This is a genomic window from Sulfuricurvum sp. (genome assembly GCF_041651515.1).
Classification (GTDB): Bacteria; Campylobacterota; Campylobacteria; order Campylobacterales; family Sulfurimonadaceae; genus Sulfuricurvum.
Map to the genome: position 1 here is coordinate 1 of NZ_JBAZJF010000012.1, position 15,227 is coordinate 15,227.

Consider the following 15,227-nt stretch of genomic DNA (forward strand, 5'->3'; position numbering starts at 1 on the left):
AATTTTACACCGCGACAAAGAATTAAACTCGGAGCAAATCACTGAAACAAAATATCAAATGATGCTTCGGAAATTCAAGAACTCAATACAGAACTCCAAGATAAACGCGAAGTCGCCAGTCATCAAAGATGTCTATGGCCGGTTTACCGGGCGCGGGCGCGGCTATCCTCTCGGTATGGGGGGGAGCGTGTATATCCCATGAGTCCACTGACAGAGGAATGGCGCAAGGCACCACTGGTAGATAATTTTGAAGGTGGGATGCGGCTCGACAAATCAGAGTCGCTTCTTGAGCCACCCTTTGGACCCGGCAATGAAATGCGGCGCATGACAAACTTCATTCTTGATGAGCGCGGCCTTGCAAAAGTTCGACCCGGATACCTCAAGGCGCACGCTTCCGGCATAACTGGCTGCATCGGAATTGACAGCTTTATCCGGTGGGAACGGCCAACCGGCAGCGTGTGGGTTATCGCGGCAAAGACTGCGACTTACACAAAAATATACACGTTTGACGGCACGACGTTCACAGAGGTCACAGGCGGCGGCACACTCCTTGACGGGTACAAGGTCCACTTCCTTGTCTTTCAGCAATACCTTTTGATTTACAATGGGAACGTATTCCAATACATGGACAACACCACGACCAAGGCTGACGTTGTGTTTGCGGGTACGTCGGCATATTCGCCGATTCCTAAAATTGCAGAGGTAAGCGACGGGCGGCTGTTCGTCGTAACGGCTGTCACGGGGGAGCGCAACACCTGCTATTTCAGCATTGAGGGCGGATGGACTACCGACCCTGGTACCGACATGGAGTTTGAGGCGAATGACACGTTTCAGGTGGACAACAGGTTCCTCGACAGCACCGGGGCAACATGTCTCTGGAGTTACAGCGACACGGATAATCTGTTGAATTACACGCGCAACAACTCCCGGATACTTATCGGCGAGTACGGCGGCAACTATGAGAACCGCCAGACATCCCGGAAAGACGGCTGTGTGGCTCAACACGGGATTGCCGAAACAGACGACATGAGCGGCAACGGAATGGCCGTTTATGTCGGCAAAACGAATTTCTACATGTTCCGGGCGGACAACAATTATCCTATCGGGAATGGTGTATGGCCGCTCGTAAAAGGCACGGACATGTCAAACTGTGTGGCGTGTACGGTCCCGCAGTGGAACAGCGTTCTATTCACCTACTTGAATGGTATCCTCTGTTACAACAGCATCACAAACGGTTGGACTGTTTTCGACATTGAGGGAGTCAGCCACATTGCGCGGCAGACTGACGGGAACACGAATGCAATTTACTTCTCGTTCTCTGACGACAACAATTTATATTACTTTGACGACTACACCTACACGGATAACGGAACGGACATCACGGTACTGATAGAGTCACCAGAATATGCGCTCGGCGATTGGTCGATGGACAAGCTCATAAGCCGCGTCATTGTCCGATGCAACACGCTTACAAACACGATTGGAACGATGCAGATAATTACATCGAGTCTTGAAAGCGGCCACCAGTTCAACAAAAAAGTTGCTGACGTTCAGATAAGCGTGGAAGCTCCGGCGCATTACGCGACGTATGATGACCCGCTGACGATTTATGACGAAAGCATTTATGCGGATTCCATGACGCGGTTGGCCCACGCTGATTACGACGCGGAACTCGAGGGCAGCACGGTCAAGTTTATCTACAGCTACACGGGGCATTATCCGCTGTCAATTCATGGGATTACGTTGCGCCTGAAAACGAAAAACAGAAATTGAGGGTATTGATATGGCTCTTACACTTCTTGATTTATTGACCGGCCAAGTTGCCCGCACTACGTTGCAGGAAAACTTTGACCGGATAAAGAATGCTATCAATGCCGGTGTTACCGCGCTCGGGGCTGACTCTGTTACGGCGGCGGCTCACGCTGATTTGAGCGCGAATATTACCAAGACGATGCACAGCGGCAAAGGCGTAAAAATAACGGATGCCGCAAATTATTTTGCCGGTGACGATGATGAAGAGATTCTTGCGGAACTCGGCGCGGCGTTGGGCATGGCCGCTGGCGTATCGACAGGTTTGAAAATATTCGGATTTGCAACACATGCCAGTGACCCGACAGCATTAACTCCCATAGTGGTTCCGGCTGATAAAGCCACAACGCTCATTGCTATTGGCGGATGTTTTCAAGCACTTGCACACAGTGCCGGAACATACTCAATCGCTACTGAAACATGCCAGTATACAATACAAGATGCCGCCGCCGCTGACGCATTTGTATTGCGCGTTGCTCTTGAAGCCGCTTTTGGCGGTGGCGTAAATGTTTCATCAACAACCTGTGCGGCGGCGAAGATAACCCCGACAGCGGGGAAAACAACCACGTTTAATTACATTGCGGCCTCTTATACGGGGACAACGTATGGCCACGAAAAATTTTGGCTTTGTGTCGTTGGCTATTAAAGGAGAAACATCATGGCAGATTCAATCTACGGTGGCCGGTGGGGAATTGATCTCGATAAGGAACAGGCCAACTGGAAAAATGTATACGGCGACATGCAAGCGTCGGCCACGGGCGCACGCTCCGCACAGTTAAAGGCGATTCAGGCCAGTTTGCGGCGGCGCGGGTTTTCGGACAGCGGCATAGGCTCGGCTGAAATTGGCTCTTTCGCGGAAGGGCTACAGCGCGCCGATCTCGGGATGGCCGCTGACATTGCCAACTCATTGCAGGGTATCCGGGAGAACGAGTATTCCCGCCGCTATGGTGACCACCAGTTTGAGCTTCAAGGCAATCTGGCGAATGAACAGGCGCGCAAGCAGAAGAACGCCGGGTGGGGTCAACTGGTAGGCGGTATCGCGGGCATGGCAATGGGCGGGAACCCGTATGCCGCGCTGATGGGCGGGGCCGCACAACAGCCCGCCGCCGCGCCGTCGCAATATTACGAGGGTGCCGGTTCCCAAAGCAATCTGTTGAACACGTTCGGATCGGGGTGGGCTGACATGGCTTCGCGCTACAGTAAGCCAAAACGCCCACAGACGAGCGGAAACTTCTATTACAACCGGAACACCAATCAAATGCGTTAGGTGGCTTAAAATGGCAAACAAAGAGATTTTAGAAGCGATTTACGCATATAAGCAGCAACGTGAGGCCGACAAGAATATTGCCCGTCAGTTGCAGTATCAGGCGTACATGCGCGATCAGGATAAAGCCGCCGCCGAAGCGCAGTACAACCGTGAGCGCGCGGACAAGCGTAGTGATATGGTTTTTGCCAATGATCTTTCGGACAATGATTATAAAGATAGGCTTGCACAAGACAGAATTGAAAAGCAATACGCTCTTGATCAGGGTTGGGAGCTACCGCCGCAAACGCCACAAGAAAAATTTGCAATGGAAAATTGGGACAACCCCATGCTTTATAAGGGGGGCTTTGCTCCGCTTCCTGATCGTGTAATCCCTGAAAATATCATGTCTGACCGTCCGGGGATGATTGATTTCATGCGCGAACGTGAACCGGAATTGTTTAAGCAGAATATACCGGAATTCGCCAATGAAGCACTGTACAAACAAGGGCGTTCACAGCTTGAACAACTTCCGGGCTTGGGCGCGCTCGGCATTTTGCCACAGGAACAGTATCCGAATCAGCCGCAGATCAAACAGCAGTTGGGCGAACGCGGATATTTGAATGAGCCTGATTTCTATGATATTCTTGGTTCAAAGACGAAGGGGATCAAGCCGACAGACCTGTATCGTGAGGTAGGCGACTTTGGAACCACATACGGATATATAACCCCGAAGATGGCGGATGAATTGAAAATGCAGAACATAGAAAATATTTGGCCTATCAAGGAATACAGCTCTAACGATAAGCCTATTTCTGGTGGTCGCATTGGCGTATTGCCGGGGTTGGATTCTCTTGATCCTGTTGACGAACTTATTATCCAGTCAAAACAAGGTGAACTCGATCAGGCAATATTTGATGCAAATGACATGAGCTTGCCTAAGTCAAAGCGTGATGCGGCGGCGGCAAGGATACCCGGATTGGAAACGGATGTTTATATTGCCAACAGGACGGGTAAAAAGAATGCTGAAACCGCCGCAGACAAAGCAGAAACAGAAGCGGAAAAATTGACAAAAGACGAATCAGCCATGAATGATATTATATTTTCTTCTGCAACTGACGCGGTGGCGGAACACTTTGCAACGAACACAACCAAAGGGAAGGGCGTTGACCAGATAAAACTCGTCAACGATATTCCAAAGATAAACAAAAAGGCCATAGCAAAAGCAGAAAAGAAAAACGGGAAACCACTCAATGATTCCCAAAAGAAAGCTGTTGAATCAGAAGTTGCCAATACCGTTAATAGCCAAATTAAATCAGGCAAAACGTACAATCCGGCAACTGGATTTTTAGCCAAACAGCTTAAAGGTACTTCGGGTTGGGGTACAGGGAAAGCGGAAGAAAAAAAAGGCGGAAGTAGCGGGACAACCACAATCAAGCGTGACAATTATGGGAGCAAGCCTCGATAATGGCATTCGGCGTTGACCCTATCAAGATAATGAACCGCGCCGCACAGGGCGTTACTAAACCCGCGTCTAAAAAAAACACTAAGCCAAAGAAGAAACCAACTCCAAAGCTAACGGGTGTTGATGAATTCCTTTTGACAGGTGTTGCGCCGTTCACGGGGACACAGGCATTGATTGAGGCCGGGATTCCGGCAAACACATTGGCTCCGTCTACTGCAACATTAAAACAAGCAACGTCAAACACAAATATTATCCGTAACGGTTATAAAATAAAGCCAGAAAAAGACATGCCCTTATTAGAGGATGATGTCATTGACACATCAGGCGGTGGCAAGGCGTGGATTCAATATGACACATCGGATGAACCAACGTTTGTAAAGCCAAAGCAAAAGTATGGCGTGTCATACAGGCGTGGCGCGGCGCAGCAGTACGTGAAAGATAATCCGATTGTTCCAGTAAAGCCAACAAAGCGGACACCTGAATGGGTTGAAAATGCCGCATTTGCCGTTGAGCCTTATGGCAAAACCGCAATAGATATATTGGAACTCACCCCATACACAGCGTTTAATGTTGGTAAAATGATAGCCAATCCAATGGCTCCATTTTCAGAAACAGTAAGCCCGATAACTTTTAATTCTTTGGATGATTTTAAAAAGGGCGAAAGCCTGTTAAATTTACCTGATCCCATAGAAGACCCAAAAACAAAGGGGCTTATGTATGTCCCGGCAGTTATGTCCGAGTTGTTCACACCTGATTTAACGGACGTATTCCGCATCACGGCAAAGGCCGATGATATGTGGGACATTGTAAATAAGATAGGCAAAAAGGAAGTCCGGCAGGAAGCCACAAGAATACGCGATCTTATTGAAGCAAAAGAAGTTACTCGCGCTGACATTGATAATTTCCGTGCCATTGTAAGATCATCCCGCACTGGCGACGTAACGAAACCGCAGAAGCGCGCCGCGACGATACTTGATAACAGGCTTGAACGACTGTCAAAGAAAATGGACAAGTCAACAAGCCACGTCGAGGCGAATCTAAGGCTTGAAAAAAACAGGCAGTATGGGACAATCGTACTCGGTAGAAACCCCAATGCCGCAACGGTCACAAAGAAAAAGGCTTTCGACAAAATCATCGGGAATGTAGCCGAAGTCCAGGATACCGATCAGGCCATTGACCTTGCGCGCACAATGCCAGAGTATGAGAAGATTGTAAAGCATTCAAAAAAGGATACGGACTTCGACAGAACGGTTGTAGGCCGCGTGGCTCGGTTTGTCGGCATTGATTCAGCAACGGCACAAAAGATATATGAAGACGATCCAGACGCGTTCATGCAGACATATTTAAATATTGCCTTGAAGCCAGAAAATGAAGCTATGGAATCAGCGGGCCAGTTGTGGGACAATAGTCCTGTTGTTCAAAAGATTATTGCCGATGAACAATCCTCGATGATTGACGAGGCCACATTATCTGACATGCTCGCCGCGCGCAAGGAATTGAACGTGGCAATTCGTGAAGCCAATATCAGGCCGCGCGAATTCAATCAGCTTGCCCGGAACCAATATGGAACGTCCCGCCTTGATAAGCTCGAATCGTTTGAATTGCGCGAATTGGCATCGACCCTAAGGGACAACAAGAAACTTGTCGGAGAAACGGTTACAGCACTACGAGAACAGCGCAGAGAAGCACAGGCCGCGATCAGGATCGGTATGGATTTCAGGTGGGTTGACTCCGGCGACCTCCACAAAATACTTCCCGGCAACAAGTCGCGTCTCGCGGACCTGTCAAATGAAGAACTTATCCTGTTGAAGAAACAACTCGAAACCGGTGACGTGGTTCCAAAAAAAGGATATTTCGCGCACAAGTCACAAGGCAAAATACAGATACTTCGCAACAAAGAAGTTGCGCGTTTCATGGTTCCGAACAGCGTGTGGCGCGGGCTTAAATCAAAGTCCCCGTGGGTAATTGATGAAGTAGACAATGCAAAAAATGCTGACGATATTTTCACTTTGCTCGACACGCACGCGGGCGCACGTGGGTTTATGAAAACAGCGTGGGCCGATGAAAACATTGGCATTGCTGAAAGGAATATATTCAACAAGCTATCGGATATTCCCATCTATAAGGGTGGCCGTCTTACTGGAAATGTTGATCCTCTTGACTTCGCCGCGCAACAGGCACTTGAAATGGAACGCACGATGGGCGAGAAGATGTCGCCTACGATGTGGAAGCTCGCAATGCAGGACGACCCCGCCGCCGTGTGGCGCGTCTATCAGAACGTGGTACAGGGTGAACGTGGCGCAAAGCGCGCGGAGTCGGCTGAAACGGCACTTGGTCGGGCAAGCGGCAAACTTGGAGATGCAAAACAGGATTTATACAGGACGATAGACCGGGCAGAAACATTCGAACCACCAAACAAAATGCTTCAAAAAGCCGTGGATAAAGACTTGTCACGTGCCGCGAACAAAAGGGCTTATGCGGGTGAGGGCCGCGACCGGTCCATTGATATTCTCGCGCGGCGCACAGACGATCTCCAGTATTCCGATGAAATGTTGCGCATGGCGAATGAGGAAATAAGCAAACTTCCAAGCGTTCAGAAGTATCTCGAACAAGGCTCACATATAAATGCAAGCGGTGAAAGCTTCCTTAAAAGGATAGCGCGTGAAACCAACATAAATTATGGGCAACTCCAGAAGTGGGCTGTAAAAAATTATGGTTCCATCGAGGGCAACCAGTCGCCACTTTTTGAAAACATTCGCGATCTGACTGACACGCAACTTGAAGACTTGATAGCGCGGATGAATACCGTCCGCACCCCGACCGGTAAAACGAAGCCGCCGAAACTTGAATATCAGCTTGAAACGATGGGGGCGTTTAAGGGTGGCACTGGTAGGGAATTATTGTGGCCGTCATTGTCACCGCGTCAGGTCGTAATGCAACGGTTTGGATTCTCTGACCTGTACGATCTTAAGGTGGAACGCGAAACGCTTGAAGTTAAAAAGATGGTGGACCAAGAAAAAAAGCTCGGCGAAATATTCAGCCCCGTCACATCATACGTTGACCGGCAGATTAAAGCCCGTAAAATGAATAAGCGTCAAGGCCAGATGTTCAATCGCAATATTATGGATTCTCTTTTCAGAATGGCAGAAGACCCCGAGTATCTACTTCGGAATAAATCCGTATTGGAAAAAGACGAAATTGATCTGCTTATTGAATCTGCAACTGGATTAAGAAAATATCTTGATGAATACGCGGAACGCATGGGGCTTGAAGAACTCGGCAAGTATCGACAGAACTACATGCCGCACTTGTTTGATGCAATTATGGGGCGACGCGACCCGAATGAATTGCCGCCGTATATTTGGAAAATGGTTCCAGAGGAAATAAAGAATAGATTCCTTAACGCTCGTGTCAGCGATGAAGCGTATGGAACTGACCCCGTCGAGGCGATATGGAAATACACAATGGCGGCTGAAAGCAAAATCGCCTATGACCCTGTTGTGAAAAAGGCGAATCAGTACATTGCATTACTCGGCGACGATGAAGGACTTGCGCGGAATTATCTTCAAAAGTTCGCAACTGAAATGACAGCCGGAACGGAACCGACAGGGCTTGACAAGGCGTTTGCGTCTGTAATGGAATGGGGCGGCGAAAGTTTGAAGAAGTTGCCAGTACTCGGTTCTCGTCTCAACATTGAACAGGGGGACATGACGGTTATCGGCAACGCTTTCCTCGAAGGATTACGCGACACTCTTTATAAAGGAACCATCGGCGGCAATCTCGCTACATCGGTTAAGCAGAAGTTTCAGGATTTATACACGATTCAGTATGTTGGCCCGAAGTATTACGCCTTGGCGCGCGGGTATCAGGCTCTCGGTTATCTCGACAGGTTCAAGACGATTAAAAAATATCCCGGCATTGCAAAGCATACAGAGCGCGGCAGAGAACTTCTTGACATGGCATTTGATAATCCGCAGTTGCGGTCGTCTATTATGCGCGATATTATTCAGGACATTAAAAAACATTCGTTTGATGACAGAACAAAATTTATGGCGGGTGCGCGCGAATACTATGATCGTCTTGGAAAAGGGTTGTTTGTTCCGTTCAACGTGGCTGAATTCGACAACCGGCGCACGGCATGGATTGGCGGCGTTCTGAAATATCTCGACCACGCAAAAATGATGGGGTATGATCTCGATAGCCCAACCGTACAAAAAATGGCTGAAATGTTCGGGAACCAGTCCTCTGAATTCACACAGGTTGGTTTCGGGTGGAAAGGCCCAACAATTCTATCAGGCGGCGCGCCGACAAAACTTTTGACAATGTTCCTTTCGTATCCAGTACATACCATATCGACACAGGCGCGCGGCATTGGCGACGCGCTGAAATATTCCCTTGACCAGAGTATGCCGCCGCCCGATGATATTCTTTTTGATTATCTGCGCCGCACAGGAGAACAGCTTGAAAAAGAGGGCAAGTATAAGACAGGAACATTCGTTGATGAATATCTGAAATATAAGCGCGGCACTGAATATGCAGAACAATTTTCGGGAGCGGAACAACTACCGAAACCGGACAGACGTAGAGCAATGGCGGCGGCGGCAGCATTCCCACTGACATACGCCGGATACGTTGCCGGTGAAGAATATTTGAAAAGGGAAAAAGACACAAACATAGGCGTTATCAATCCTGTTCAGGGGTATTACAATCCCACTGCAACAGGCGAATATGACTTGAGATTACCATTTGCATTAGGAATGGCAAGGGACATCTATCATTATGGTCAAGGCGTGCGTTCGAGAATGGACCCAACCGATGATATAACGAATGTTTCTGACGCGACAATGAAGAAGCGTTCAAGAAACGTCCAAAGAGGGCTTACGGCATTGATTCCCGGCGGCGTAGGGTTGGGCCGCATTGGTTCAGGGGCCATGACGTTATCCCGTGGCGGCGTGAAATACGGATACGATGAACAGCCCGGAATGTTTGAACGTGAAAGATATGCCCGCAAGCCAGATGAACGCGCAATCCCTTATGATGTTGAATCCGTTGGAGAAACGCTTCTAAGGCAGATAGGCTTTTATCAGACGTATGAAATGCCGACTCGCGCACAGGCCGTTTACCCGGATGAAACCAAAGGTAAGAAACTTAGACGGATGTATTACGGGGCAATCGGAGTTGGCGACGACAAACAAGCGGAACGTCTGTTCAAACAGCATGGCGGAAAATATGATTGGAAAAATCCACAGGATACCAAAGAAGAAATCGGTGACGCTCTTCTTGATGGATACAACAAAAAACTGGACAACACGTTTACGCGGCTTCTCATGGATTCTGTTCTTGAAGATGATTCCGATCAGTATAATCTTGTGTTTGACCGGTTCGAAAATATATATGAAGACAGGGGAATTGAAACAAGGATAAGCAATCGGATTATAAATACAAAATTAACTGAACTCATATCGGATCATATTGAAGCAAAAACCGATGATCAGAAAAAAGAAGCAAAGAAAAAAATAGACACAATGGTTGATTGGCTCGATAAAAAAGCCCCTGAATTATCAACACCCGAAAATCTTGACAAGAGATTTGAATCCGCAAAAGGTGGATCGGAATAATGCCGCGAATGACAATAAACGTGATCCTCGAAAAAGTAATCAGCGCGGTCAAGACGAACGCGAAACATTCTGTTACAGGCGCGGCTATTGGAGAATCAGCGGCGGCTCCTTGGTATGTCAGTTCGGCAGGCACAGGGGCTGGCCCACTGCCAACAGATGCGTCACGCGAGACAAAGCAGGATTCACAGATTGCTCTTGAAACAACACTCAATGGCCTCATAACGACGCTGAACGGACTTGTAACCGCAATCAAGGACACAGACGGGATAAAGAAGATTCTCGACGCTGTGGCGGTCACAGGTACTGTTGCCGTGTCAAATGGATTTGCGCTCGAAACCGGGGGCAACCTTGCGGCGATAGCCACGGACGCGGCGGCGATTGAAACGGTTCTCACGCCGGTCGTGGACGCGAATAACAGCAGCACGGTTGCTCTTGGAATCTCGGGCGTGTTTACGGGGACCGCCACGGACATGTTACTTTATGGCAGTGTCCTGATCAACGCATTCTCCAATGTGGCAAGCGCGGCGGCGGGAATATCAGTCCAGTGGTCAAGCGACGGAACGAACTGGGACATCATACCGTCAACTTATTATGTGGCGGCGGCTGTGGCCGGGGCGCGGACGATTACGCAGAATAAGCTCGCGCGTTACATGCGCGTGGTGTACACTAACGGCGGCACGGGGCAAACGACATTCCGGCTCCAGACAATCCTTGTGCCGTACCCGGCGAATGATAGCGGGTTCACGGGCGAATCCACGTATGCGAAGCGCGGGACAATGATGTATGGTCAGTCCACTGCGAACACGCTTGTGGCTCCGACAATATCAGGGCTTGGCAATGCTGACGATGTGGCAACGACCTACAGCGGCATACTCACATATCCAATGATGTTGGCGTTTGACGGGACAAATTGGGACCGGGTGCGTTGTTCGCCGACAAGCCATGTTCTCCGAACACTCGGATACCCCGACCGGCCTGCTTCCGATTTGGGCGCGGCAATTATCGCGTTCAACCACGGCACGGTCACAGCTGACTGGTCGGCGGATAGTGCAACGGCGGTAGCGCAGAGCGGAACGTACAATCTTTGGGTGACTGGATTAAGCATCTATACCGGGACCGACCCTACCGCAGAATGTGCCGTGCAGGAAATTCCAATACAGGTTATTATTTCGGATACCACGGACGGGCAAAATAGATGGTTCGGCACGCTGTCACTCCCCACGAATGGGAATATTACGTTTTCCACGCCGATACTTATTGCCAAAGGCCATTCGTGGCAGACGATTCTTAAGCTCGGCGGGGCAACAAACTTGGATTTGATTATCACAGTCAATGGTTTCGAGGAGGCATAATGGCAGACATCGAAAAGCAAATATTGTACAGCGTGCCGGTTTCACTGGACGGCTCAAAGAAGCTCAAACAGGCATTGAATGATGCCTCTGAAAAAATCCTTGACTACAAACCCGGATCGGGCCGTATGGCTGAATTGACGGTCACGATAACTGGAGTAGAAAAGGATTCATAAACAAAACCACGGCCAGCAGGGAGAGAAGCCAACATGGCACCAATTAATGACAGGGAATTCGGCGGACTTGAAAGACAGGTGGATATTGATCATGAAAACGTCGTTGAGTTGTTTAAGAAAATGGACGCGCTCACCGGTGAGTTGCATGGATATTATGATAGACACAACAATGTTCATGTGGCTATCGGTCGACAGCTTGGCGGGCTCGCTGTCCTTACGGCGATTTTACTGTTGGTTGCTGGAGCCGCAATTACCAAATTGTTTGGAAGTTAAAACCACAAATAAAGGGAAGTGACAACATGAGTGAACTTTCGGAATTACAGCACAACGTCGAACGTAAATTCAAGAAGTGGCTCGGTAATCACGAGGATGGCATTAAGGCAATAGGCGAAAAGATAAAGGCCATCGTGGACGCAGAACTCATGGACTTCATCCAGGACAACAAGGAGCGCGCGTTCGAGCTGATTCAGGAATACAGCAAGGGCATGGCGACCCGGGAGTTGTTCGACGTGTTCATCAAAGCCCTCGAGGATGCGATTGCGGAATGATCCCGATCCTGTCACTCGCCATCCGCAAGGATTACCAGAAAGTGCGCGACGCGCTTCACCAGTCGATTTACGACAAGAACAAGGCCTACATGCGGAGGCGGCGTGATTCGTTCGTTACAGATGCGCACGCGGCTATCAGAATGGCTTGTGCCGATGAAAATCAACTCATGCTCATGTCCAAGGCCTTTGACGCGGCTATGGCTCACTGGCCCACGAGCAAGGAAGTTGCGCGGCACACCATCGAAAGCATAGATGGGATTGTCTACAAGAAAACGGAGGTCACGAAATAATGAAAGCATTCATCATGGCACACATCAAAAGCCCGACAACGTGGGCAGGACTTGCGGTTATCGCTCACGCGGCACAGGCTTACGCGCTCGGTAAGATTCAGTTGCAACCGGCGATTTTACAGGCTGTGATCGGACTTATCGGCGTTCTCAGCAAGGATATGAAAAAGTAAACCTTTGCTCCTTTGAATACCACCAATTACAAGCCGCTCACTCGGGCGGCGTTTTTTTATCTATCAAACTTATTCTTCTTTAAAAGCTCCTCGATAACTCCGCGCTCCGTACAGTTTCCAAGCGTGCTTTTAATCGCCACCAGAATATCCTCGACCGGAATCTTATCGCCGGTCTGATAGTTCTCATCCAATGCTTTGTTGACGTATAACTGCACAAATTTAGGGTATTGCTTCATGCCTTTTCTCCCTCCGCGAACTTGTGAGTCACACAGCATGATACTTTAACGGCCACATGACTACCAGCTTTAACATCTGATAAAACCATACCGATTGGAATATTATTTCTATTGTCAACAGGATGAAACACGTAATTTGAATCTATTGAAACCATCCATCCAACAGGTATTGTTTCTTCACAATATCCATAAACATAAGTATTTCCACCGACGGTTTTAATGTCGCCGATTCTTGGACGCTTGCCAAAATGTCGTAAGAACCATCGTTTTAATTTATGGAATAATTTCATTGTGTTTTTCTCCCTCCGCGAACTTGCCCCACTCGCATCCGGGAGCGTGGCCTTGGCTTTGATGTCTTTTACATTTTGGGCAGTATCCAACATAAATAACATCAGCAGCCCACTCATGTTCTTTCAGCAGCGCGCGCATGGCGGCGTTTTCGGATTTCAACCTTACAACTTGTATTATTAACCTGCCATTATCTTCTAAGCAATTATGATAATCTGATACCGCATCATCATGAGCTTCTTTTACCTGATCAATTAATGGATCAGCGCATAATTCTCCATTTGAATAACTCGGATAAATAGCGGTGGAAAGTTCACGCTCAAGCTCGGCCACGCGGTTTTTCAGATTAACATTTTCTGTTTGCAAATCAAAACATTGTTTGGCTACAACAGCGTCAACCTCATACACGCCCTTGTATGTCCCGGTTTCGCGCCAGTGGTTAAGGGCTTCATTTTCTTTTTCAAGCTCGGCCACGCGGTCGCGGATTGACTGCATTATTTCATCAGCCATCATGTCCGGTATCCATGTTTTTAATAGCTTTTCAACATCTTCAAACGTCATGTCAGGCATCGGATTATTTTCTCCTTTGCAATTTACGTCGGGGTTATGGATGCGCATACAATAATTACAGTACGCGCTTTTCATGTCAGCCATCGGAAGCCTCCTTAATAATTTGTATCCCCAATATTTTACGAGCATCTAAAACGGGGCCAATCTCAAATATATTTTTCCCAATAATGTTCATTCGGTTTTCCAATTCCTTGTCGGTGGTTTTCTTTATATCTGATCCGCGTGGATGTTTTTTATAATACAAATTTAGCATATTAAGCAAGCATTCTTTCAGCCGCGCGATCTCGCTTCTCATGGCCGGAATCTCCTGCTCGGGATTCTCCATGCCGTCGCAGGCGTTGACACAGGCGATAATCCTGTCTGCATCTGTGTGTGTAAAATCATATCCGACATCTGTATCGTCTGCCTTTTCTATTATTGCAACATTCACGTTGCTCATTTTATTCGTTGTCCATGGCTCGCCGTGCTTGCCCTTGTTATCCATTCTCGGACTCCAGTTGTTTTTTAAGTTGGTCCACCCGATTCAGCAATGTATCTTCCGATGATTTTAATAGGCCGCAATCATTCAGATCGTCTATTACGAGCCAGTACGCCTCGATCAGCTTGCGCTTCTTTTCATGCTCGCGTTTTTCATTCCATTTGCGAGTTGATTCTTCATCGCGCATCCTTCTTAATTCAGGGTTATGCTGTTTGCAATATGGATTGCCCTCATATTCGGTTGTAGCGTTTCTATCGCATTGCTTAATGTGCCATCCAGACATAAACTGCTCACAACATTTAGCCATTTCCGTTCTCCTTTTTCTCCGAGTCCACGCCGTTCGCCGCGTCGCGCCTTGAAATCCAATATTCTATCTCGCATTCCGAATCAACAGACTCAACCGCATAACTTGTAATATCACAAGTCATACAGTCATATTGTGGTGTGATAAGTGCCTTACACTCGCCGCACTTCATACCATTCACCCCTTTTTTGCACATTGGTTTTTTGATGCAGGCCCAGATATAACATCCGACCAATGAAATATATATATTATCTCATTACAATATTCGCACTTAGCCTCATACTTCATTTTTCTTGTTTGCTTAAATTCTCCTATATTGTGTCCAAGACCAGTGGTTATTTTTTGAGCCTTGATTTTCATGTCTTTAAGTAGTGGCATTCCATTCACCCCCGCCAAATTTCTACCGGCAGCCACCTGATTAGCAGGATGGAGCCGATGATAATCGCCGCGATTCCGATCATGTCTGTGAGCTTTTGCAAGTTAATCACAGCTCTCCGATCTTGACTCTAAGGTGCGGCGGGACGTGCCACCGGACATTAGGCATCCCAAAATCAAACGTGGCTGAAAGCCCCGTCATACCGATTATTTTTTGATAGCCGATGAAAACGCCAATGTAATATTCATCGGCATACGGGGAATAAATCAAACACACGTCGCCTTTTTTGAGATTCATTTCGGGAACT

18 protein-coding genes are annotated in these 15,227 nt (G+C 48.1%); 12 read left to right on the plus strand and 6 right to left on the minus strand.

From position 1 onward, the window contains the following. The 12 genes from WC407_RS13780 to WC407_RS13835 form a co-directional block, all read left to right on the plus strand. On the plus strand, window positions 1-202 hold a 202-nt coding region (locus tag WC407_RS13780), incomplete at its 5' end, for a hypothetical protein (RefSeq protein ID WP_373023258.1). Beyond that, window positions 199-1,773, plus strand: coding sequence for a hypothetical protein (locus WC407_RS13785; RefSeq protein ID WP_373023259.1), 1,575 nt, complete (start codon window positions 199-201; stop codon window positions 1,771-1,773). The genes WC407_RS13780 and WC407_RS13785, both read left to right, overlap by 4 nt. A 10-nt stretch (window positions 1,774-1,783) precedes the next feature. Beyond that, window positions 1,784-2,455: a hypothetical protein gene (locus WC407_RS13790; protein WP_373023260.1), complete on the plus strand. Its 672-nt coding sequence runs from the start codon at window positions 1,784-1,786 to the stop codon at window positions 2,453-2,455. 12 nt (window positions 2,456-2,467) lie between these two features. Continuing rightward, complete coding sequence (locus tag WC407_RS13795; protein ID WP_373023261.1) at window positions 2,468-3,076, plus strand: hypothetical protein; 609 nt, start codon at window positions 2,468-2,470, stop codon at window positions 3,074-3,076. A 10-nt stretch (window positions 3,077-3,086) separates the two neighbouring features. Next, window positions 3,087-4,520: a hypothetical protein gene (locus WC407_RS13800; RefSeq protein ID WP_373023262.1), complete on the plus strand. Its 1,434-nt coding sequence runs from the start codon at window positions 3,087-3,089 to the stop codon at window positions 4,518-4,520. Further along, complete coding sequence (locus tag WC407_RS13805) at window positions 4,520-10,135, plus strand: hypothetical protein (protein WP_373023263.1); 5,616 nt, start codon at window positions 4,520-4,522, stop codon at window positions 10,133-10,135. Before WC407_RS13800 ends, WC407_RS13805 begins: the two co-directional genes overlap by 1 nt. A gap of 8 nt (window positions 10,136-10,143) precedes the next feature. Further along, a complete protein-coding gene (locus tag WC407_RS13810) occupies window positions 10,144-11,487 on the plus strand; it encodes a hypothetical protein (RefSeq protein WP_373023264.1) in 1,344 nt (447 codons plus the stop codon). Beyond that, window positions 11,487-11,660 carry a hypothetical protein gene (locus WC407_RS13815; RefSeq protein ID WP_373023265.1) on the plus strand — a complete coding sequence of 58 codons (174 nt, stop codon included), beginning with the start codon at window positions 11,487-11,489 and terminating at the stop codon, window positions 11,658-11,660. The genes WC407_RS13810 and WC407_RS13815 overlap by 1 nt, the downstream gene beginning before the upstream one ends. A gap of 33 nt (window positions 11,661-11,693) precedes the next feature. Beyond that, window positions 11,694-11,933: a hypothetical protein gene (locus WC407_RS13820; protein WP_373023266.1), complete on the plus strand. Its 240-nt coding sequence runs from the start codon at window positions 11,694-11,696 to the stop codon at window positions 11,931-11,933. A gap of 26 nt (window positions 11,934-11,959) precedes the next feature. Continuing rightward, on the plus strand, window positions 11,960-12,208 hold the full coding sequence (locus WC407_RS13825) for a hypothetical protein (RefSeq protein WP_373023267.1): 249 nt from the start codon (window positions 11,960-11,962) through the stop codon (window positions 12,206-12,208). Continuing rightward, window positions 12,205-12,498 (plus strand): hypothetical protein, encoded by a 294-nt coding sequence (locus tag WC407_RS13830; RefSeq protein ID WP_373023268.1) that lies wholly within the window; start codon window positions 12,205-12,207, stop codon window positions 12,496-12,498. Before WC407_RS13825 ends, WC407_RS13830 begins: the two co-directional genes overlap by 4 nt. Beyond that, entirely contained in the window at window positions 12,498-12,668 is a 171-nt protein-coding gene (locus WC407_RS13835; RefSeq protein WP_373023269.1) for a hypothetical protein, read from the plus strand. Before WC407_RS13830 ends, WC407_RS13835 begins: the two co-directional genes overlap by 1 nt. Before the next feature lie 56 nt (window positions 12,669-12,724). On the opposite strand, the gene WC407_RS13840 is transcribed toward WC407_RS13835, so the two are convergent. From WC407_RS13840 to WC407_RS13865, 6 genes are all read right to left on the minus strand, one after another. Further along, the gene (locus tag WC407_RS13840; protein WP_373023270.1) at window positions 12,725-12,904 is read right to left on the minus strand and encodes a hypothetical protein; all 180 of its coding nucleotides are present in this window, start codon (window positions 12,902-12,904) and stop codon (window positions 12,725-12,727) included. Continuing rightward, window positions 12,901-13,194, minus strand: a complete 294-nt coding sequence (locus WC407_RS13845) for a hypothetical protein (protein WP_373023271.1) — start codon at window positions 13,192-13,194, stop codon at window positions 12,901-12,903. The genes WC407_RS13840 and WC407_RS13845 overlap by 4 nt, the downstream gene beginning before the upstream one ends. Continuing rightward, complete coding sequence (locus WC407_RS13850; protein WP_373023272.1) at window positions 13,178-13,846, minus strand: hypothetical protein; 669 nt, start codon at window positions 13,844-13,846, stop codon at window positions 13,178-13,180. The genes WC407_RS13845 and WC407_RS13850 overlap by 17 nt, the downstream gene beginning before the upstream one ends. Then, a complete protein-coding gene (locus WC407_RS13855) occupies window positions 13,839-14,246 on the minus strand; it encodes a hypothetical protein (protein WP_373023273.1) in 408 nt (135 codons plus the stop codon). The genes WC407_RS13850 and WC407_RS13855 overlap by 8 nt, the downstream gene beginning before the upstream one ends. Continuing rightward, window positions 14,239-14,547, minus strand: a complete 309-nt coding sequence (locus WC407_RS13860; RefSeq protein ID WP_373023274.1) for a hypothetical protein — start codon at window positions 14,545-14,547, stop codon at window positions 14,239-14,241. Before WC407_RS13860 ends, WC407_RS13855 begins: the two co-directional genes overlap by 8 nt. Before the next feature lie 481 nt (window positions 14,548-15,028). Continuing rightward, the gene (locus tag WC407_RS13865) at window positions 15,029-15,217 is read right to left on the minus strand and encodes a hypothetical protein (RefSeq protein ID WP_373023275.1); all 189 of its coding nucleotides are present in this window, start codon (window positions 15,215-15,217) and stop codon (window positions 15,029-15,031) included. Window positions 15,218-15,227 lie beyond the last annotated feature (10 nt).